12 protein-coding genes are annotated in these 21,579 nt (G+C 44.7%); 8 read left to right on the forward strand and 4 right to left on the reverse strand.

From position 1 onward, the window contains the following. A partial coding sequence (locus tag ACE5CV_RS07305; protein WP_374949512.1) for a M1 family metallopeptidase occupies positions 1-1,729 on the reverse strand: 1,729 nt, incomplete at its 3' end. 335 nt (positions 1,730-2,064) lie between these two features. On the opposite strand from ACE5CV_RS07305, the gene ACE5CV_RS07310 reads away from it, so the two are divergent. The 4 genes from ACE5CV_RS07310 (at position 2,065) to ACE5CV_RS07325 (ending at position 9,900) form a co-directional block, all read left to right on the forward strand. Beyond that, positions 2,065-4,461 (forward strand): ABC transporter permease, encoded by a 2,397-nt coding sequence (locus ACE5CV_RS07310; protein ID WP_374949513.1) that lies wholly within the window; start codon positions 2,065-2,067, stop codon positions 4,459-4,461. A gap of 64 nt (positions 4,462-4,525) precedes the next feature. Continuing rightward, the gene (locus tag ACE5CV_RS07315) at positions 4,526-6,985 is read left to right on the forward strand and encodes an ABC transporter permease (RefSeq protein ID WP_374949514.1); all 2,460 of its coding nucleotides are present in this window, start codon (positions 4,526-4,528) and stop codon (positions 6,983-6,985) included. 102 nt (positions 6,986-7,087) lie between these two features. After that, the gene (locus tag ACE5CV_RS07320) at positions 7,088-8,413 is read left to right on the forward strand and encodes a Gfo/Idh/MocA family protein (protein ID WP_374949515.1); all 1,326 of its coding nucleotides are present in this window, start codon (positions 7,088-7,090) and stop codon (positions 8,411-8,413) included. Between the two features lie 128 nt (positions 8,414-8,541). Then, complete coding sequence (locus ACE5CV_RS07325) at positions 8,542-9,900, forward strand: DUF1080 domain-containing protein (protein WP_374949516.1); 1,359 nt, start codon at positions 8,542-8,544, stop codon at positions 9,898-9,900. Between the two features lie 125 nt (positions 9,901-10,025). Here the strand turns inward: ACE5CV_RS07325 and ACE5CV_RS07330 are convergent, their stop codons facing one another. Then, positions 10,026-10,436, reverse strand: coding sequence for a BrxA/BrxB family bacilliredoxin (locus ACE5CV_RS07330; protein WP_374949517.1), 411 nt, complete (start codon positions 10,434-10,436; stop codon positions 10,026-10,028). A 207-nt stretch (positions 10,437-10,643) separates the two neighbouring features. Here ACE5CV_RS07330 and ACE5CV_RS07335 point away from each other — a divergent pair, with 207 nt between their 5' ends. The 3 genes from ACE5CV_RS07335 (at position 10,644) to ahcY (ending at position 15,867) form a co-directional block, all read left to right on the forward strand. Further along, a complete protein-coding gene (locus tag ACE5CV_RS07335) occupies positions 10,644-11,498 on the forward strand; it encodes a M23 family metallopeptidase (RefSeq protein WP_374949518.1) in 855 nt (284 codons plus the stop codon). A gap of 105 nt (positions 11,499-11,603) precedes the next feature. Next, complete coding sequence (locus ACE5CV_RS07340; RefSeq protein ID WP_374949519.1) at positions 11,604-14,471, forward strand: hypothetical protein; 2,868 nt, start codon at positions 11,604-11,606, stop codon at positions 14,469-14,471. Between the two features lie 79 nt (positions 14,472-14,550). Beyond that, positions 14,551-15,867, forward strand: coding sequence for an adenosylhomocysteinase (gene ahcY / locus ACE5CV_RS07345; protein ID WP_374949520.1), 1,317 nt, complete (start codon positions 14,551-14,553; stop codon positions 15,865-15,867). 311 nt (positions 15,868-16,178) lie between these two features. Here ahcY and ACE5CV_RS07350 read toward each other — a convergent pair whose 3' ends face one another. After that, positions 16,179-17,171 carry a polysaccharide deacetylase gene (locus tag ACE5CV_RS07350; RefSeq protein ID WP_374949521.1) on the reverse strand — a complete coding sequence of 331 codons (993 nt, stop codon included), beginning with the start codon at positions 17,169-17,171 and terminating at the stop codon, positions 16,179-16,181. Positions 17,172-17,309: 138 nt separating this feature from the next. Here ACE5CV_RS07350 and ACE5CV_RS07355 point away from each other — a divergent pair, with 138 nt between their 5' ends. Next, a complete protein-coding gene (locus ACE5CV_RS07355; protein WP_374949522.1) occupies positions 17,310-18,026 on the forward strand; it encodes a pyridoxine 5'-phosphate synthase in 717 nt (238 codons plus the stop codon). A gap of 133 nt (positions 18,027-18,159) precedes the next feature. On the opposite strand, the gene ACE5CV_RS07360 is transcribed toward ACE5CV_RS07355, so the two are convergent. Next, entirely contained in the window at positions 18,160-21,564 is a 3,405-nt protein-coding gene (locus tag ACE5CV_RS07360; protein ID WP_374949523.1) for a gliding motility-associated C-terminal domain-containing protein, read from the reverse strand. Positions 21,565-21,579: the final 15 nt, after the last annotated feature.

The raw sequence follows: 21,579 nt of genomic DNA on the forward strand, positions 1-21,579 counted from the left end.
CAGGGGTGTGGTTATCCGTTTTTTTAGCTAACAGCACCTTATCTGCATCAACATTAACCAAATTGGGTTTAGCGCCCAGTTTAAAGCTGATGGTATCAACCTTATTGCGCATCCAAACCATTTTGTGCTCTTTGTTACTGTTGTTGTAAATATCAACCTTTAGCGGTAATATAAAAGCATCGCCATCCTGTGTTTGCTGCAGAATAACCTTTTGAGTTTTGGTATCCTCGTCCCACTGGTAGCTGATATTTAATACAGGATGGCCGGCGCGGTAGTACCACTGGTTAAAGAACCAGTTAAGGTCTTTACCGCTGGCTTCTTCCAATGCCAGGCGAACCTGCTGTGCTTCGCCGTTTTTAAAGGCGTTGGTTTTAAGGTAAATGTTAAGGCCTTTAAAAAATGCCTCATCGCCCAGGTAATGGCGCAGCATATTTAAAATGCGGCCACCTTTTTGGTAGGTAACCAGGTCAAAAACTTCTTCCTTATCATTATAATGGAAACGTACCAAAGGCTTAGCGGCGTTTCTCGGTACACCGAGGTACTGCACCATCGCTTTGTAATTGTACTCGTTACCTGCATCAATGCCATTTTTATGCTCCATCCAAAGGGTTTCGCTAAAATCTGCAAAAGACTCATTTACGGTTAGGTTGCTCCAGCTTTCGGCAGTTACATAATCGCCAAACCATTGGTGAAACAGCTCATGCACAATTGTGCTGCGGCCCGCATCATAATAACGGTCAGCCAGTTCTCTCGAGGTTCCTTGTACATATTCGCCATGCAGGGTGGCAGATGTATTTTCCATAGCACCGCTCACATAATCGCGTACAACAATCTGCGAGTATTTGTTCCAGGGGTAATCAACCCCTAATGTTTTCGAGTAAAACTCCATCACCTCTGGTGTAAAGCCAAAAATGTCTTTAGCATAGGGCGCGTATTTAGGCTCCAGGTAATAGCTAACTTCTTTGCCTCTCCAGGCATCTTTATAGATCTTAAAATCGCCCACAGCCATCATAAACAAATACGGCGAGTGTGGCAGCTCCTGTTTCCAAACGTCGGTACGGGTACCATCACCGTTAACTTTTTGCGATGCCAGGCGACCGTTTGACAGGGTAACATACTTAGCCGGCACCGTCATGCTGATCTCGTCGGTAGTTTTTTGATTAGGTCTGTCAATAGTTGGGAACCATGCCGATGAACCCTCTGTTTCGCCCTGAGTCCAGATTTGTGTTGGCTTGTCTTTTTCAGTACCATCCGGGTTGATAAAGTAAAGGCCTTTTGCATCGCTTATAGCGGCGCTGCCTTTAACCTTTAATTGATCGGGTTTGGATGTGTAATCAATGTAAACGGTATAGCTTTCGCCGCCCTGGTAGGTTTTATCCAGTTTAATAGCAATGCTTAAACTATCCTGGTATACGAATTTAAGGGGCACGTTTTTGCCGTTCTTAACCACTGCAATGGATTTAAGATCCATACCTTTAGCGTCAAGGCGCAAGCTATCGGTAGGGTAAAAGTGCGGCTTTAAGGTAATCCATTCTTTACCGTATAAATAGCGTTTCTTGTAATCGAAGCGTACATCAAGCTTGGTATGCACCAGGTCGTTGATTTTCTGTGGAGTTTCCCGGTAGATCTTCATTGCCGGATTTTCCGGTTTAGGTGCTTGTGCGTTAGCAGTGCCAAGTGCAAAGGCGGTGATGCTGCCGGCCAATACCGCAGCGTAAATAGTTTTCATATTATTAAGTTAGTTGATATGCATATTAATTGCTAAATTATAGTTTTTATACTCATAACAAAACAATCCGGCTCCCCTAGCAAAATGCCCGGGTTAGGTAGTTAAGACGCATACTTTAAAATTTTGTTACCAATTTTTTGAATTGACTTAAGCGGTTATGGGAGCCAGGTTGAAAGCGGACACTCAACTGTACGGAAACGAACGGTTCGAATAATAAAATCTACCGTAATCTATTGATAATTAGTTCGTTGTAAGTATGGCATACCTTTAGTCAATCGTGTTAACAGTCAGCAGTAGCAACCAAATATCTGATAATCAATAACACAACCGTCAAGATGATAAAGAACTACCTTAAAGTTGCCTGGCGCAACCTGCTTAAAAACAAAGCGCATACCTTTATTAATGTTACCGGTTTATCGGTAGGGATGGCAGTGGCTATATTGATTGGCCTTTGGATATGGGACGAGCTATCTTATGATAAATATCATCAAAACTACGACCGTGTAGTACAGCTACGCCAGCACCAAACCATTAACGGCGAAACCAGTACGCAAACTGCTATGCCTATCCCGTTAGGTAATATGCTGCGGAGCGATTACAAAAACGACTTTAAATACGTGACCCTATCCAGCTGGACATTTGGGCACATAGTTACATTTGGCGATAAAAAGCTGCTGACACAAGGCAACTTCATGCAGCCCGAAGCGCCTGATATGCTGTCACTCAAAATGTTAAGAGGGACACGTTCGGGCTTGAACGATCCGTCATCTATTATGCTTTCTGCAACGCTGGCTAAATCTCTTTTTGGTGATGCCGACCCTTTGTTTAAAGTGATTAAGTTGAATAACAAAAATGATGTGAAGGTTACGGGGGTATATGAAGATATGCCGCGCAACACTACCTTTCATGAAGTATCGTTAATTGCACCATGGGCGCTTTACCTGGCTAATGAAGAATGGTTAAAAAGGGCATCGGTATCATGGGGGAACAATTCGTTCCAAATTTTTGCGCAGCTTAAAGACAATGCTGATATCGACAAGGTGAACCAGCGCATCCGCGATTTAAAATTAAAGAACATAGCTTTACAGGGCGATAAAGTTGGCGAGTCGTTCCACCCGCAGGTGTTCTTGCACCCAATGGCTAAATGGCATTTATATTCAGAATTTAAGCAAGGTGTTAACACCGGCGGCGGTATTCAGTTTGTGTGGATGTTTGGCATCATAGGCGTGTTCGTATTACTGCTTGCCTGTATCAATTTTATGAACTTAAGCACCGCGCGGTCAGAGAAGCGTGCCAAGGAAGTGGGCATACGCAAAACCGTAGGCTCGCTGCGCAGCCAGATCATCTTCCAGTTCTTTAGCGAGTCGCTGATGATCACCATTTTCGCGTTTGTTATTTCTATAGTGTTAGTTGCACTTACCTTGCCCTGGTTTAACCAGGTTGCCGGTAAGGAAATGTCTGTACTTTGGGCTAACCCAATGTTCTGGATTTTGGGGATTGCATTTAGTATTTTAACAGGCGTTATCGCAGGGAGTTATCCTGCGTTCTATTTATCTTCTTTTCAACCGGTAAAAGTTTTAAAAGGGACATTTAAGGCAGGTAAATACGCCGCCTTGCCGCGCCGCATTTTGGTGGTGTTGCAGTTTACCGTTTCTGTAACACTGATCATCGGTACCATTATTGTATTTAGGCAGGTGCAATTTACTAAGAACCGGGCAGTTGGCTATGAGCGTACCGGCTTGCTGGAGGTACATTTAAAAACAGACGACATCCATAAAAATTTTAGTGCGGTACGTAATGATCTTTTACAAAGCGGCGCTATTGCCGAGATGGCCGAATCGGGCAGCCCGTTAACCAACGTATATTCTAACAACAGTGGTTATGATTGGAAAGGTAAAACACCTGGCCTGCAAGATGACTTTGCTTACATACCCGTTGGGCCGGAATTTGGTAAAACCGCCGGATGGAAAATTATCGCAGGCCGCGATTTTGAGAAAGGCAATAAGGCCGATTCAAGCGCGGTGATCCTGAACGCGGCTTCCGTTAAGTTTATGGGATTTAAAAATCCTGTTGGCGAGATCATCATGAATGATAAAGATAAAATGCATGTGATTGGCGTGGTAGAAGATATGGTAATGTCATCGCCGTATGAACCTGTGAAAACTACGTTGTTTGTAGCACAAAGTGGGTCAACTGGTATTGTAGACGTAAGGCTGAACCCTAGGAAAAGTACCCGCGAGTCGCTGGCTAAGATCGAATCGGTATTTAAACAGTACGACCCGGGTAGTCCGTTCGATTTTAAATTCTCTGACGACGAGTACAATAAGAAATTTGCTACCGAAGAGCGTGTAGGCAAACTAGCGGGTTTCTTTACTATCCTGGCTATTTTCATCAGCTGTATGGGGCTGTTTGGAATGGCATCGTTCATGGCCGAGCAGCGTACTAAAGAGATTGGCGTGCGTAAAGTTTTAGGCGCATCGGTCTTCAGCCTGTGGCGGTTAATGTCTACGGATTTTGTTGTACTGGTAAGTATCTCGTTACTGCTGGCAATCCCAACCGCGTATTACTTTATGCATGGATGGCTGCAAAATTACAAATACCGTGCAGATCTATCCTGGTGGATCTTCGGGCTCACCGCTTTATCTGCTATTATTATCACCATTTTAACAGTCAGTTACCAAAGCATCAAAGCGGCTTTAACCAGCCCCGTAAAAAGCTTAAAAACTGAATAGCAAAATCAACAAAGTTTACGGTAAAATAATTTAAACAGGCTTTAGGCCGTAATCAAATTTAAGCATGATCAATAATTATATTAAGATTGCCTGGCGCCTGCTTATCCGGCAGAAACTATTTTCCTTTATCAATATCTTTGGGCTGGTTACCGGTATGGCGGCATGTTTGCTAATCGTACAGTATATTAGTTTCGAGCTGAGCTACGATAATTTCCACCAAAACGCAGGGAATATCTACCGCATAAAACACCAAAGTTACAGCGAGGGCAAGCTGACCGAGAACCTTCCAAAAACCTACTCTGCAGTTGGCCCGGCCCTTAAAGCAGATTTTGCCGAAGTGCAACAGCAAACGCGCATATCAAAACTTGCCGGGCAGGTATCGGCGCAGCAGCCGGACGGAAGTAGTGTTGCGTTTAACGAGCAGCACTTGTACGCCGTAGAGCCGTCGTTTTTTAAAATATTCTCCTTCCCGATGCTGGATGGTAGCAACGCGGCGCTTGATAATCCTAACTCGGTTGTTATAACGCAATCTACCGCAAAAAAATATTTTCATGGTTTAAATGCGATAGGCAAAACACTCCGCATCCAGCAGCAGGTATCGGGTACAGATATCACCGCTACGGTAACGGGCATCTGTAAAGATGTACCTGCTAATTCGCACCTGCAATTTGATTTCCTGGTATCGCAGGATATGCAGGCCGGTGACTGGGTTTATCCTGATCTGTATACCTATGTTAAACTATCACCCGGTACAGATCCAAAACAGTTTGAAGCCAAATTGCCCGGCTTTGTAAATAAGCATAACCGCGATAAATCGCAAAAGGTCAGCTTTACACAAGGGGCAACCAATGTAGCCAACCTTAACTTTTCCTTACAGCCATTAACCGGTATCCATCTTTACTCAAACCTTACAGACGAGATCAGCACCGCCGGTAATGGCATCATGGTTTGGTACCTGGGATTAATTGCAGCGTTGATCCTGATCATCGCCTATATTAATTATGTAAACCTTTCAACCGCCAAAGTAATAGACCGGGCAAAAGAGGTTGGTGTGCGCAAGGTAATGGGATCGCAGCGCAAGCAGCTTATTGTTCAATTTTTGTTCGAATCGGCATTGCTCAATATCATTAGCGTGGCCTTTGCCGTTTTCGTAGTAATCATGGCAATGCCTTGGTTTAGCACTTTGTGCGGCGTGCAAATGCAATTTACTTTATGGCGCGATTATACTTTCATACTTGGCTTTGTTGCCTGCCTGGCAGCGGGTGTCCTGCTTTCGGCTTTTTACCCGGCACTTATCCTTTCCAGCTATAAACCGGTGCAGATTCTCAAGGGGAAGTATCAGCAAAGCGGGCAAAGTTTATCGCTGCGTAAATCATTAGTTGTGTTCCAGTTTGCTGCAACCATAGCATTTATGACAGGCACCATGGTAGTGTACCGGCAGGTAAATTTCATGAAGGACGCCAACAAGGGCATGGATATGAAGCAAACACTGGTTTTGGTTGCGCCGCAAAATGTACGCTCTAACGATGCAGATGCCCTGAATTTTATGCATCAGGATAGTGTTTTTCAAAAGGAATTATTACGTTATCCGGCTGTGCAGGGCGTCACTTCATCGTCTGGCATCCCCGGCCAAAGCATCAACTACATTATGTCGTACACACGGCCTATGCAAGATAAAGGCATACGCCTGCCAACAATGGAGGTTGGGCCGGGTTTCCTGGGTCAGTTTAAAGTGAAACTGGTTGCCGGCGAAGGCATTGCTGCAAACTTTAATTATGTAAAACCGCCAATGATGCTGAACGAAGCGGCTGCGGTTTCTTTAGGTTTTAAAAACGCGCAGGAGGCTATTGGCAAGGTGGTGCAAACCAAAAACGGAAGAGGGCGCATATTTGAAAACGAAGTTGTGGGGGTTATCAAAAACTTTCATCAAACATCGCTGAAGGATGCCTTTACACCAACTGTTTTCCGGTTGATAGACCCATCCAGCGTGACCCATTATGAGATCAGGGTAAATTCGGCCAATATGCCCGCTACGCTGGCTCACATTAACAACACTTACAAAAGTGTATTTGCCGGCTCGGCGTTTGATTATTTTTTTCTGGATGATTTTTTTGACAACCAGTATAAAACAGAGCAGCATTTTGGCAAAGTGTTTAGCCTTTTCTCTGGCTTTGCCGTATTTGTGGCCTGTCTGGGTTTATTTGGTTTAACATTGATCACAATTACCCAGCGAATAAAAGAGATAGGGATCCGTAAGATACTGGGCGCATCGGTACAAAATATCCTGATGCTTATTGCTAAGGACTTTATCGGGCTGATTTTAATTGCTAACGTAGTTGCCTTACCGTTAGCCTGGTGGGGAAGCCACCAGTGGTTGCAGAACTACAGCTTCCGCATCGGGTTCAGTATTTGGTTCTTCATCCTGCCTATGTTATCTGTATGCTTAATTGCTTTACTTACCATCAGCTTCCAGGCCATTAAGGCGGCCGTAGCCAACCCGGTTAAAAGTTTACGAATGGAATAGGTTTCACTTACGAACCTCAACAAAAGAAAAAACCCGGCCAAGTGTCGGGTTTTTTCTTTTAATCCTATATTTACCCTTACCAACCAACAAATACCTATTATTATGCACAGGAGACGATTCGTACAGAACGTTGCCATCGCAGGGACCAGCTTCGTCTTTGGCCCGGCTTTATCGGCATCTGCCTTTTATAAAGGCTCACCAAATAAAAAAGTTGTATTAGGTATAATGGGCGTTAACAGCCGGGGCGATTATCTGGCCAAAAAGTTAGCGTCGCTGCCCGATGTAGAGATAGCCTACATTTGCGATGTAGATACTATTGCCATGGATAAATGTATTGCCGAGATTGAGAAACTTACCGGCAAAAAACCACAGGCTATCGGCGATATACGCAAGCTTTTAGAGAAAAAAGATCTTGATGCGCTGGTTATTGCCGCGCCCGATCACTGGCACGCACCTGCAACAATACTGGCCTGCCAGGCAGGCAAACATGTTTATGTAGAAAAGCCCTGTAGCCATAATCCGCACGAAGGCGAAATGGCCGTAGCCGCGGCAGCTAAATACAACAAATTGGTTCAAATGGGCAGCCAGCGCCGCTCATTCAGCAACGTTCAAAAAATGGTGCAGGAATTGCACGATGGCATTATTGGAAGGGCTTACTTTGCAAGGGGGTGGTACGCAAATAACCGCAAACCGATAGGAGTGGGTAAGTTAGCACCCGTACCGGCAAATTTAAATTATAACCTATGGCAGGGCTACGCTCCACGAAGACCTTATAAAGATAACCTGATCCATTACAACTGGCATTGGCACTGGAACTGGGGCACAGGCGAAGCCCTGAATAATGGCACCCATGAGATAGATGTAATGCGCTGGGGCCTGGGAGTTGATTTCCCGGAAAGGGTAACATCATCCGGCGGGCGCTTTGCCTTCAAGGATGATTGGGAAACGCCGGACACCCAAACTATTCTGGTAAACTTCCCTAACAACACAGCAATATCATGGGAGGGACGCAGCTGCAATGGTTTTAACTCGGAGGGTGTTGGCCGCGGCGTGGTGTTTTACGGCGATAAAGGTACCATCAACTATGGCGGCGGCAACGGTTATCAGGTTTACGATGGCGATAACAAGTTGATAAAAGAAGTTAAGGACGATACGGTGGTTGATCCCACTAACAAAGTGAGCCCGACCGAATTGCTGGACCTGTCACACCTGCAAAATTTTATAAGGGCAGTACAGGGTACAGAAAAAATTAACCAGCCGATAACCGAAGGCCATAAATCAACCCTGATACCACAATTAGGAAATATAGCGCAACGTGTAGGCCGTGTACTTAATTTAGATAGCACTAACGGGAATATACTTAACGATGCGCAGGCCACTAAACTGTGGAGCAGGGAATATGCACCCGGCTGGAATTTGAAAGTCTAATTAAAGAATTTGACAGAGGTTCATCCCGCGCTTGTCGACGGGCGTGCCGGATGCCTTTCCGGTTGTGGTTCGACGGGCTTACCACGACTCGAAATAGTAAAGTGAAAATAATATCAGCCTATTATAATATGAAGAACATACGATTATTAATACTGGTGATGGCGCTCGCGACCGGCGCATCGGCACAAAACGGATACACGAATTTATTTAACGGGAAGGACTTAACAGGATGGAAGATACTGGCAGGCAAGGCCGAGTACAGGGTAGAGAACGGCGGTATTACCGGTACTGCAGTACTTAACAGCGGCAATACTTTTTTAGTGACCGAGAGAGAATATGGCGACTTTATATTAGAGCTGGATGTAAAAACCGAAAGCGATCAAACCAACTCAGGCATACAATTGCGCAGCCATTACAATCCGTTGGGCCATGAGGGTAAGGGGTTGGTATACGGCAAGCAATGCGAAATTGACCCGAGCGACCGTGCCTGGAGCGGCGGCGTTTATGACGAGGGACGCCGCGACTGGCTGTACCCAATGGAACTGAATGCAAAGGCAAAAACCGCCTGGAAAAACGGCGGGTTTAATCATATTAAGGTAGAGTGCATGGGTTATACCACTAAAACCTGGATAAACGGTGTAGCCACCGCTTATGTGGTAGATACGCTTGACAAAACCGGCTTTATCGGCCTGCAGGTGCATGCCATTAATGATGCTGGGCAGGCTGGCAAAAAGATCTTTTTTAAAAACGTCCGCATTAAAACTGCCAATCTAAAACCCCAACCGTTTGCTAAAGGTGTGTATGTAGTGAATCTGGAAAAGAATATGCTTTCCAAATACGAAAAGCAAGGCGGCTGGAAGTTATTGTTTGATGGTAAAAGTAGTGCCGGCTGGCGCAGCGCAACGTCAATGGCTTTCCCAACCAAAGGCTGGGAAGTAAAAAACGGGATGCTGAGTGTATTAGGCTCGGCAGGGGGAGAGGCAGCGAACGGAGGTGATATTATCACTAATAAACAATTTAACGCGTTCGATATTTCCTTTGAATTCCGGATGGCTAAAGGGGCGAACAGTGGGTTGAAATATTTTGTAACCCTTTCCGAAAAAACAACAGGCTCGGCTATTGGCCTTGAATACCAGGTGCTGGATGACGCTGTACACCCCGATGCTAAATTAGGCCGCGATGGTGATCGCACCCTGGCATCGTTGTATGATTTGATCCCGGCTAAAAAGCAAAGCCGTTTTGTACATCCAATAGGCGCCTGGAACACCGGCAGAGTGATCGTGTACCCGAATAATCATGTAGAGCATTATTTAAACGGCGTCAAGGTACTGGAATACGATCGCGGTTCGAAAGCGTACCGCGACCTGGTAGCCATTAGCAAGTATAAAGTATGGAAGGACTTTGGCGAAGCACCACAAGGCCACATCCTGTTACAGGACCATGGCTTTGATGTAAATTATAGGAATGTGAAAATTAAGGAGCTTTAATAGAAAGTCGAGATACTAGAGTCAAGATTTAAGACAGAAATTAAAACAAGAAAAGGCCGGTGTTTTACAGCACCGGCCTTTTCAATGGCAATTAATCTCTATCACCAATCTCTATTCTCTAACCCTTAGCAATACTGTTCAAACGCGTTGATCAGGTTATCGGCTATCATTTGGGCAGGACGGCCTTCAATTTGATGGCGCTCAATAATGTGTACTAATTTACCGTCTTTAAACAACGCCATTGATGGTGATGACGGCGGGTAAGGCAGCATCAGGTTACGTGCTGCATCAACAGCATCTTTTTCCATACCGGCAAAAACGGTAACTAATTTATCAGGGTGTTTGTCGTTTTGTGAAGCAATTTTAGCTGCAGGGCGTGCATTGGCAGCAGCACAACCACAAACCGAATTAACCATTACAAATACAGTTCCTTCGCCTTTAATAGCCTGCTCAACAGATTGCGCATCTTTTAATTCTTCAAAACCAACCTTGGTAAGGTCTTCCCGCATTGGGGCAACTAAATATTCTGGGTACATAATTTTTAAACTGATTGAACACAAAAATACCAATTAGCCAATTAAAAATAACCATAATCAGAATAATGTGTAATAATTGACGTTTCGGTTATAATTATCGCGATTGGTAGCACGCGTGTTATTTATTATATTGCATACCCGTTAGCTTGCTAACACCCCTTGATTAAAAAACTATTAGGTTAAACTCAAAATTGAAAGATTAGGTTTATGGGCATATCTACGCAAAAAAATGAGGCCAGATCACGTGTTGTACAGGTTAAGGCCAGGCACGTTAACCACCTTAAATACGCAGTGGCGGCAGTGCTGATCATTGTGATGGTACTCATGACAGCCATCATCCGCCTTAATACTACCGCCATACAGCAAAGCCAGGAAAACAGCCGCCTGCACTCGCAGATAGCAGCCCTGCAGGGGCAACTGGATAAAGAAAATGAGGATGCCATGCTGGCCAATGCCGAGAAAGAGGGCAGCCGCAGCAAAGCGGTTAGTTACATTACCGATATTCAAACCAAGCTTAGGCGGATCAATGAATATATGAGCAAACGCGGCCTGCGTGGCTTATCATTTAGAAACCTGCAAATGGAATCGGCCAAACCGAAAAGCGATACTAAGCTTTACGGGGATTTTAATAGCTATCTGGATAAACTGGTAAACAATATCGCTTACATGCCTATGGGCTATCCGCGTTTAAGTTCGTTCACATCGTTTTTTGGCTACCGCAGCAACCCGTTCGATTTTGGCGGCGGCGAATTTCATCCCGGGATAGATTTTAGAGGCCACAAAGGCGACCCGGTAAAATGTACCGCCAGCGGCCGTGTGGTATTTGCTGGTCGCGCAGGTGGCTACGGTAACTGCATCCGCATTAAACACCCTAATGAACTGGAAACCTGGTACGGCCATTTATCAAAAATTAACGTAAAGGAAGGGCAGCGTGTAACGGTTGGCGATGTGATTGGCAAAGTTGGTTCGACAGGGAGGTCTACCGGCCCGCACCTGCATTATGAGATCCGTAAGAATGGCCACCCGGTAAACCCTAAACAGTACCTGAGTTTGAATATGTAAGGTTAATCTTAAAATAATTGAAGCCGTTTAGTTTACTAAGGGGCTTTTTTTATTTTGTTATATTGCTTATCTTATGCCCTGTAAACCAATTACTAATCCGCCTTTATGCCCGCTGTACTTGTTAAAAGGATGCTCATCTTTTGTACAGTTTTTTGCGTGCTTATTGTTTTGGCGGTTAACGCCCGGGCACAAATTAAGCCTGCGCAACAAGCTTTATTAAAGATCAAGGCACAATCCGACAGCATGAATAAAAACTTCGCGGCGGAGAAGGTCCATATGCAGTTTGATAAACCTTATTATGCACTGGGCGATACCATTTGGTTTAAAGCCTGGCTTATCAATGCACCATCGTTACTGCTCTCCGCAAAAAGCGGGTTGCTGCATGTCGAGATCGCTACAGATAGTAATAAAGTAATACAGCAGTTTCTATTGCCGGTTAGCAATGGTGTTACCTGGGGCAACATCGCCATTAACGATAAGGATTACAAGGCCGGCACCTACATCATTCGCGCCTATACCAACTGGATGCGCAATTTTGGCGACAAAACCTTTTTTTATAAGCGCATTAATATTACTACAACTTATGAGGATGCGTGGCTGATCAACTCAAAAGTAAAGCAATCACTTGTAAATGCAAAGCCAAACGTACAGGCCGTATTGCAATTTAAAAACCTGGATAACACAGCGGTTGTAGGGAAACCGGTTAATCTGCGCGTAATGAGCGGCAAAAAAGCTTTGTATAAACAGGTAATGGATACCGATCTGTATGGTTCGATGGATATTAATTTTACCCCACCGCAGAAAACGTCAGATCTGTATATCATCGCCGAAAGCGCTACAAAAGATAAACGCTCCATCATCCCGTTAAATTTAAATAATCCGGCAAATATCGACCTGCAGTTTATGCCCGAGGGTGGCAATTTAATTGCGGGTTTGCCATCTGTAATTGGCTTTAAAGCGATAAATGAAAATGGGAACGGTTCAGATGTTAAAGGAATAGTGGTGGATAGCAAAGGGCAAAAGATAGCAGATTTTGCATCAACCCATAAGGGGATGGGAAGTTTTATACTAAATGGTATCAGGGCGGGTGAATTATATACCGCTAAAATTAATTTGCCGGACAGACAGACAAAAACGTACCTTTTACCTGTTGTAAAAGCTACAGGCCTAAGTTTACGGATAGATAACCTTTTGACAAGTGATTCGTTGAAATTGACCATTTCTGCCGGTGACGAATTATTAAAACGTAGGGAAACTTATTTCCTGCTGGCCAAGGCGCGCGGGGTGGTCTGCTACGCCGCGGTGTTAAATTTTATAGATAAAAGATCAACAACGCGTGTCCTAACCAAAAATCTATTCCCAACTGGTATTACCCGTTTTATATTAACTACGGAATCAGGACTTGCATTGAATGAACGGATGGTATTTATCGACCACAAAGATCAGCTTGATATTAAACTTAAAACGCCTGTTGCAGGTATAGCGACTAAGGATAGCGTACTGATGGAGCTGGCCGTTACAGATAATACGACTAAACCGGTGTTAGGTAATTTTGCCCTATCGGTAACTGATGACGCCTTGGTCAATATAGACACGTTGCAAGGCGATAATGTGTTTACTGATTTGCTGCTGAGCTCGGAATTGAAAGGCTACGTAGAGCAGCCCGGTTATTATTTTGGCAACACTGCCGAATCGTGGCGGGCGTTAGATAATTTATTGCTTACGCAAGGCTGGGTAAATTATGATGTACCTGAAAAAGGCATTACTTATAAAACGGAAACCGATTACAGCTTTAGCGGTAAGCTTACCAATCTTTTTAATAAGCCAATTACAAAGGCAAAAATCACGATGCTGTCCCTTAAGCCGGTGATAGCGTTAGATACGGTAACCAATACCAAAGGACAGTTTAAATTTTGGCTGCCCTTATTAGATACACCTGCTTTTATTATTAAAGCTGCGCGCCCAGGCGGTAAAACCATTAACGCCAGTATAACAGCCGATGAGTTTAAACTGCCCGATTTTGCCGCGCCCGTAACACCACTGCAAAATCCTTGGTATGTAAACGCCGGCGATACAATAGCAGGTTATGTCAAACAAAATGTTGGTTTAAAACGCCTGCAGGAAAGGCTTCCTGATGGCGTGCGCTCATTAAACGAAGTGGTAATTAAGGCTAAAAAAGTAGTCAAAGGCTCCAATAATCTTAATGGGCCCGGTAATGCCGACTTGGTGTTTGATGAAAAGGATATGGAGAAAGCAGGTAAAAAGTCGATGCTGCAATTTTTGGAAGAAAATGTTAAAGGGTTTAGAGAATCGGCATTTTTGTTTCCTAAAAATCTCCCGGCATCTATAGCAGAAAGAGTGTTAGCATTTGAAAGGAGGCTAACAGGCCTTGAATCTAATGTACCTAATAATTGGTTTTATATAGGCTCGAGGCCCGCTGTAATTAAAATTGATGGAGTAGAATTCCGGGATTTTAATCCCGCAACCCAGCCTGATGATATACGTGAGTTCCTTAAATCACGATCGGCCGAAGAGATAAAAGGGATTGAGGTAAACGCTACATCTAACTACAATACCAAGTACATGATCAGGTGGCACGATATGCCTATGGAAGAGCCGTCTTATCATGAATATGCATTTATAGAAATTACTACCCGTAGCGGCCAGGGCCCGGCATCAAGTGCAACTGTTGGGGTTTACCTGCACAAACCATTGCCATTGAGCCTACCTCAACAATTTTATAAGCCAAAATATAATGTAACGGATGCACCTGCTGTAAATGAAAACCGCAGTACGATCAACTGGGAGCCTAACATTATAACAGACGCCGGCGGACATGCAACTGTTAAATTTAATGCGGCAAGTAAACCATCAACCTATACTATCATCACACAAGGGGTAGATTATAACGGTAATATTGGCTATAAGTATCAGAAGATCAGTATTGGCAAATCCACCAGCGCTTTAAAATAACTCATCTCAAAGTCATACCTGTTAAAGCCGATTTCATTAAAATATTTATATTAATTACTTTTGTAAAAAAAATATCAATATGTCATCAGTAGAGACTCAATACGTTAAAAGTAAAGTGAAGGATCCTTCACTGGCCGCCTGGGGCCGCAAGGAAATTGAATTGGCCGAGGCAGAAATGCCGGGTTTAATGGCGCTGCGTGAAGAATACGGTCCGTCGCAAATACTAAAAGGCGCGCGTATTGCAGGCTGTTTACACATGACCATTCAAACAGCTGTATTAATTGAAACATTGATTGCACTGGGTGCCGAAGTTACCTGGTCTTCATGTAATATATTTTCAACACAAGATCATGCTGCTGCTGCTATTGCCGCTGCAGGTACTTCTGTTTACGCCTGGAAGGGTATGAACGAAGAAGAGTTTGAATGGTGTATCGAGCAAACTTTATTCTTTGGCGAAGACCGCAAACCATTGAACATGATATTGGATGATGGTGGCGATTTAACCAACATGGTATTTGATAAATATCCTGAGCTGGCTGCCGGTATTCAGGGTTTATCTGAAGAAACCACTACTGGTGTACACCGTTTATACGAGCGTATGAAAGCAGGTACTTTATTGGTACCGGCGATAAACATTAACGATTCGGTTACCAAATCAAAATTTGATAACAAATATGGCTGTCGCGAATCATTAGTTGACGCTATCCGTCGTGCTACTGATGTTATGATGGCTGGTAAAGTTGGTGTAGTTTGTGGTTATGGCGACGTAGGTAAAGGTTCTGCAGATTCATTACGCAATGCCGGTGTTCGTGTTATTGTTACCGAAATCGATCCTATCTGTGCTTTACAGGCAGCAATGGAAGGTTTTGAAGTGAAGAAACTTTCGACCGCTATTGCCGAGGCTGACATCGTGGTTACTGCTACCGGTAACAAAAACATTGTTCGCGAAGAGCATTTCCGCGCGTTAAAAGACAAAGCTATTGTTTGTAATATTGGCCACTTCGACAACGAAATTGACATGGCATGGTTAAACAGCGCTTATGGCGATAGCAAAATCGAAATTAAACCACAGGTTGATAAATACACTATCGATGGCAGTGATGTTATCGTATTAGCCGAAGGCCGTTTGGTTAACTTAGGTTGTGCTACAGGCCACCCAAGCTTTGTAATGAGTAACTCATTTACTAACCAAACCCTTGCGCAAATTGAGCTTTGGACAAATGCCGACGCTTACGAAAATAAAGTTTACACATTGCCTAAACACCTCGACGAAAAAGTTGCCCGTTTACACTTAGCAAAAATTGGTGTTGAACTGGAAGTTTTAGATCAGGATCAGGCTGAATACATCGGAGTAACTGTTGAAGGTCCGTTTAAACCGGAGTACTACAGGTACTAAGGTTTAGACTAAAGACTTTTAGACAAAAGATGAAAGACGAAAAGGGATGTGGTGTGAGCCATATCCCTTTTTTGGTTAACTGACCATTATCCCAGCCACTTAATTTCAAAATGTCGGTAACTCAATGGTGCCAAAGTCTGCCGATAGCTGCACCAACCGGATTGCACCAACTATAATTTTAAGCACAATTATATATAGAAGAGGCTCGCAGTGATGCGGGCCCTTTCTATTTGATCTGATATGACTGCCTTATCCATGCGAACAGTTGCGGCCGCAGATCGCTGACATCGGCAATACAAGTATTAAACCATTTATTGTACACCTGTATCATCCTCAACAATTTGCCGCAGGTCATACAACAACCATTGTTTGTTTGCTATCGAGGGGGCTTTAGATCGCAGCAGTTCCACAAAGTCTTTTACGCCCACCGGTTCGTTACCGTTGCCGTGTATCAATACAATACTACCTGAATGTGGTTGTTGCCCTTTGGCTAACCATGCATCCGTACCGATTGGGATGAGGCCGAAATTAGTGATCTTATAAACTAACTGCTGATCTGAAACCAAGCCCGGAAACCTAAAAAATACCGATGGCAGCAATCCGTTCGCCAGCATAGCTTTTTCCGTTTCTAACACTTCATAATTGATATCGGTACCCGGCTCTAACAGGAAATTGGTTTTGAGCGGACTTTTTGTACTAACGCGATGATTAAACGAATGATTTATCCAGGTGATATTGATTTCGTGCCCTGCCTGCAGCTGTTTTAACCAGGCAATGTCCTGCAGGTGGTGGCGCATCCAAAGGCCGCTTACGGATAAGGCGATAGGTACCGGGGTTTCTACCTTTTTAAAGCCGGCGATGATATCGGTAAATATCTGCCGGTCGAGCGGGCGGTGCGAAGGGCAAAGGTCGGCCGTGAGGCTAATGCCGGTTTCCTTTGGAATGCCATGTTCAATACCCGCGTCCTGTAACGATACAGATTGTGCTTCGGCTTCGCCCAAAGCTTTTATATATACCGAGCCGCCAAAATACTTCCTTGCTGCAGGCATGGTCATAGCGTTTACGGTGTAACCGTCAGCATCATCGGTACGGCTTTCTAAAGTTTTTGGGTTTACCAGCAGCAGGTACCTGCGGCCATGGTTACTAAACTTTCTTAACACCATCCAGATTTGCCCGAACCGCTTTGCGGAGCCAAAATAAACCTGATAGCTGCTTATATCGGCATAGGTTGCCTGCGCCTGCACATTTGTAGAGTAATGGCAAACCAAAGTGATTGCAATAAGGCTGAAAAGTATTTTCTTCATAGCTGTATCTGCAAGTTAACACCATATTATAAATAATGTTGATTGAACTGGTCATGATGTGTTTTTCTGCAATCACAAAATTCATTTAATTGTTAGCACAGTAATAATGATATTTACCGTTCTATAATTGTTACGCCCATGACCCGTTTATCTGTTAATATCAACAAAATAGCAACGCTGCGTAATTCGCGCGGTGGCGATAACCCCAATCTGGTGCAGGTTGCAAAAGATTGCGAACGTTTTGGTGCGCAGGGCATCACGGTACATCCACGGCCGGATGAGCGGCACATTCGCTATGCGGATGTTTTTGACCTGAAGAAGATTGTAACCACAGAGTTTAACATCGAGGGGAATTGCCAGGAGCAGAAATTTGTTCAGTTGGTGTTGGATAGCAAGCCCGAGCAGGTTACGCTGGTGCCTGATGCATTAGGGCAGATCACATCTAACCACGGCTGGGATACGATCACACATCAGCAGTATTTAAAAGATACCATCAAAATATTTAAGGACGCAGGGATCCGCGTATCCATATTTGTTGACCCCATTGTCGAAATGGTGCAGGCGGCTGCGACAACCGGTACCGACCGTATCGAGCTTTATACAGAAGCCTATGCACACAGCTACACTGCTGATAAGGAACAGGCAGTTGCCCCCTATGTTAAAGCGGCAGAAGCTGCACACAGCCTGGGTATGGGTATCAATGCAGGGCACGATCTCGACCTGCAAAACCTCAAATACTTTGCCCAGAACATTCCGGCGCTGGATGAGGTAAGCATTGGCCATGCATTGATTAGCGATGCGCTATATTATGGGTTAGAGAACACGGTACAAATGTACCTGCGGCAGCTGGTGTGATGATTTATAAAAAACGCACAAAGGTTAACAAAGGTTAACACTTTTTTGATAATATCTTTATAAATAGTTGATTTATAATTACTTATAAATTTCGTGGGTTAACATGGTTTTGGCGTGTTTAGCGCGGTAAGTTTTAACGCAGGATAGTTACGTTGCCCGATACAACGCGCCCGTTGTGCAGATCGACGGTGTAAAAGTAAACACCGGCCGGGAGTTGTTTGCCCTGATAGGTACCGTCAAATGGTTTAGCGTATCCCTTAGATTGATAGACCAGTTTGCCATCGCGGGTAAGTACGCTTATTACCCCGTCTGATGTGGCGTCGAACCCGTTTATCTGCCAGTAATCATTAACACCGTCGCCGTTTGGGGTAAAAGTGTTCGCAATGCCGTTAGCAGTAGGGTCTACAATTACCTTTACCTCGGTGCGGGCGCTTTCACAATAACCATAAGTAAGGGTAACATAATAACTATGGCTTGCGGTTACTCTAACATTAAAAGTGCCGCCGCGCTGCTCGTCAATTTGCTTCGCTGCAGTGGGCGAATCATATAGTCTGTACAGCGCGGTAGGGTAAGGATCATTAACTTTAATATTAGCCGTGCCAGCAAAAGGCAGCCGCACATTCCCCGCGGTAGGGGTGTTTGGGGTTTCAGCATCATCACGTATGGTGTAGGTAACGTCGCCCCGGCTGCAACCACCATCAGTAACGTTTAACCGGTATTTACCGGGCGGCACATTATCCAGGTAAGCGTTTGTTTTGCCGGGCAGGGCAACATCGTTTGCATCATACCATTGGTAAACGTAATTGGTAGTGCCGCCTGTAAACACAGTCGCGGTAACCCCGCCAATACCGATGCCGCATTTAAGGTTAGCTACCGTGCCGTAGCCGGCTATCAGCAGTTCGGAATATTTGCCAACCGTGTATTCTTTATATAAATTTTCGCAGCCATAACGGTTAGTAAGGTAAAGCTTGTAGTTCCCCTCAGGCAGTATCTGTGCTGTTTTGCCAAATGCTACATTATCGCCGGCGCTGTTTACCCATCTGAAAGCCGCAGGCTCTTCGGGCGCACCATCGGTATTAATCGTTATCGATCCGCTATTAAAGGCGAAGCATGTTTTATTTACAGTAGCAGCAAAATCGGGGAAGATGGTGCTTGAGAGCGCGTTGATGGTAAAATCGTACGTTTTGCTGCAGGTTGCATTTGCCAATGTAAGCACATAATCGCCTGCGGGTACATCCTTTAATTCTATTGCGCTGCCAACTACTACGTTATCAGCCTTTCTGGTCCAGGTTATTTGAGTAGCCCCGGTTGCCTGCAAGCCCAGTACCGAACCATTGTTTTTTTCGCAGCTGGCAGATAGCGCCCTGCCGTTGGTGGTGTTGAGCGATACGCCGTTTGTTTCAGGTATTTCTATCTGGGTACTTAGTGTAGCTGCACAGTGCGTATCATCTGTAACTTCAAGCTGGTATTTGCCGCCGGGCTTGTTAAACAGATCAAGCGTGGTGCTTACCTCGGTGCCAAACTGGTTTTTCCAACTGTATTTGATTGTGCCCGTACCGGTAACAGTTATATTCCTTACCGATCCGGTAAACTGCCCGCATGGGCTGGGGGCGATGATGGCGTTTCTTTGATTGATCTTCGGCCCGTCCAGGTTCCTCAGGGTAATTGGGCCATACGTTCTTTCGCAGCCGCCTATAGCTTTAACATGCAGGGTGTAACTGCCAGGGGCGGCATTCTCAAGCAATAGCAGATCAGAAACTTTTACTCCTGTAGCATTGTTGGTCCATTGGGTGGTAAGGGCGATGTTACCGGCGTTGACAATACTTAAACCGCTAACACGGCCGTTTGCCAGCCCGCAGCTGGGCTGGCTCATTACTACGCCGGTGGAATTGATAGCGAACGTATTTTGCTTAATTTCAAAATAGTCTGACGTTGCCGGGCATGTGCCGTTATCTACCGTTAAGCGATATTTACCAACAGGCACATTCACCAGGTCGATAGCTGCACCCACAATGTTGCCCGCCATATTTGTCCATTGCAAAGTGGTGGCATTGGCATATGTTAAACCCTTAATTGATCCGTCGGCACCACACTCCGTATTTTTTATAACAGCGTTAGCGGTACCAATACTTGGCGACGAGAACGAACAGGTTGCACGGGCGCTGTTGGTAGCTGTGCCTACAATTGAGCCTGTAAGTGTTCCGCTGTAACTCCATGCACCATCGTTGCCGCTTACCACGGTAGTAATGTAAATTTTACCCTGGCACAGGTTACAGTCGTCCGTAAAAAAAAGTTCAATTTTGCTATTGGGGGTTGCCGTTCCGGAAATATCTGTACTGGTTTTGCTAATCACATTGATGAACGGAAGGGCCGACGTGTTGCTCGTTACCTTGATTGGGTTGTTCAGGTTACAGTAAAAGCTATTGTTGGATATGGTAACGGGTTTACTATTGGTTTCTACAATGCCATCCTGGTTATAGGCAACAATGTTATTTAAAATGTTACCGCCCGATGGTGCATCTTTAATGATGATAGCTGCGCGGTTATTCAAATTGGTGTTTGTTGATGCCCCAACGCCTATCCGATTGTTGGAGATCTCAAAAGGCAATTCGGTACCCGACAAGTATATAGCATTGCCCATACCCGACAGTACATTATCGCTGATATTGAACACCCCGCCACCTGTAGCAAATAGTCCGTCGGCAGGGGCAGTCTTGCCAATAAACGATAAACCAATTACAGCGTTGCCGGTGTAGTTGGTGCCAAAGTAATTATTCTTAATGTCCACATTCTGGCAGTGGTCAAGCGTAACTTCCGACTGGCTGTAGTCCGAAAAAATGTTGCGTTCGGTAGGTCCGCCGCCAATCGTTATCCACTTGCAATTGCTGAAAACAAAAGCCGAATTGTTTTTATATGACCGCAAACCATCACGTGTTAAGCCGGTGATGTTACCCCGTAAATTAACGTGGTCTGCCCTCGTAAAATTTATGGCGTTAAAAAGGTTATTGAACAGGTTGCCGTTACTGACTGCACCGATATCGATATTGCTTACATCCTGCGCGTTGATCCCGATTACATTACTGGGTGGGTTGGTATCCAGCCAGTTGCCCCTAAAAGCAATCCCGGTAATGCTAACATCAGTTACATTAACAAGGTTAAGGATAGACACCACTGTTGAATTATTGCCTAAGGCTAAAGTCACACGGGCTTTACTTACGCCAAAATTACCGCCAGGCTGTGTGCTGGCATCTATCGCCAAATTCGAGCTTACATCCGGCAGTTGCGTAACCAGGCGTATAATGCGGGCTGCTTCCGTAGTATTTGGCAGGTTAAAGACAATAAAATCTTTATCGGCAACGCCATTGGCAGCCGCCAGGGTTAAAGCGTCGCGAAGGGTACCGCGGCCGGCATCGGCAATGCTGGTAACGGTAAAAACGGATGCAGACGTACTGGAGGTTACAATTATAAATAGTAAAAGAAAAATCAGTTTGCGCACCAGCATAGCGTTAACACTGCAAAATAAGAAATTTAGCGGCATTTATTAAACCATCAG

Source organism: Mucilaginibacter sp., from assembly GCF_964263795.1.
GTDB lineage: Bacteria > Bacteroidota > Bacteroidia > Sphingobacteriales > Sphingobacteriaceae > Mucilaginibacter.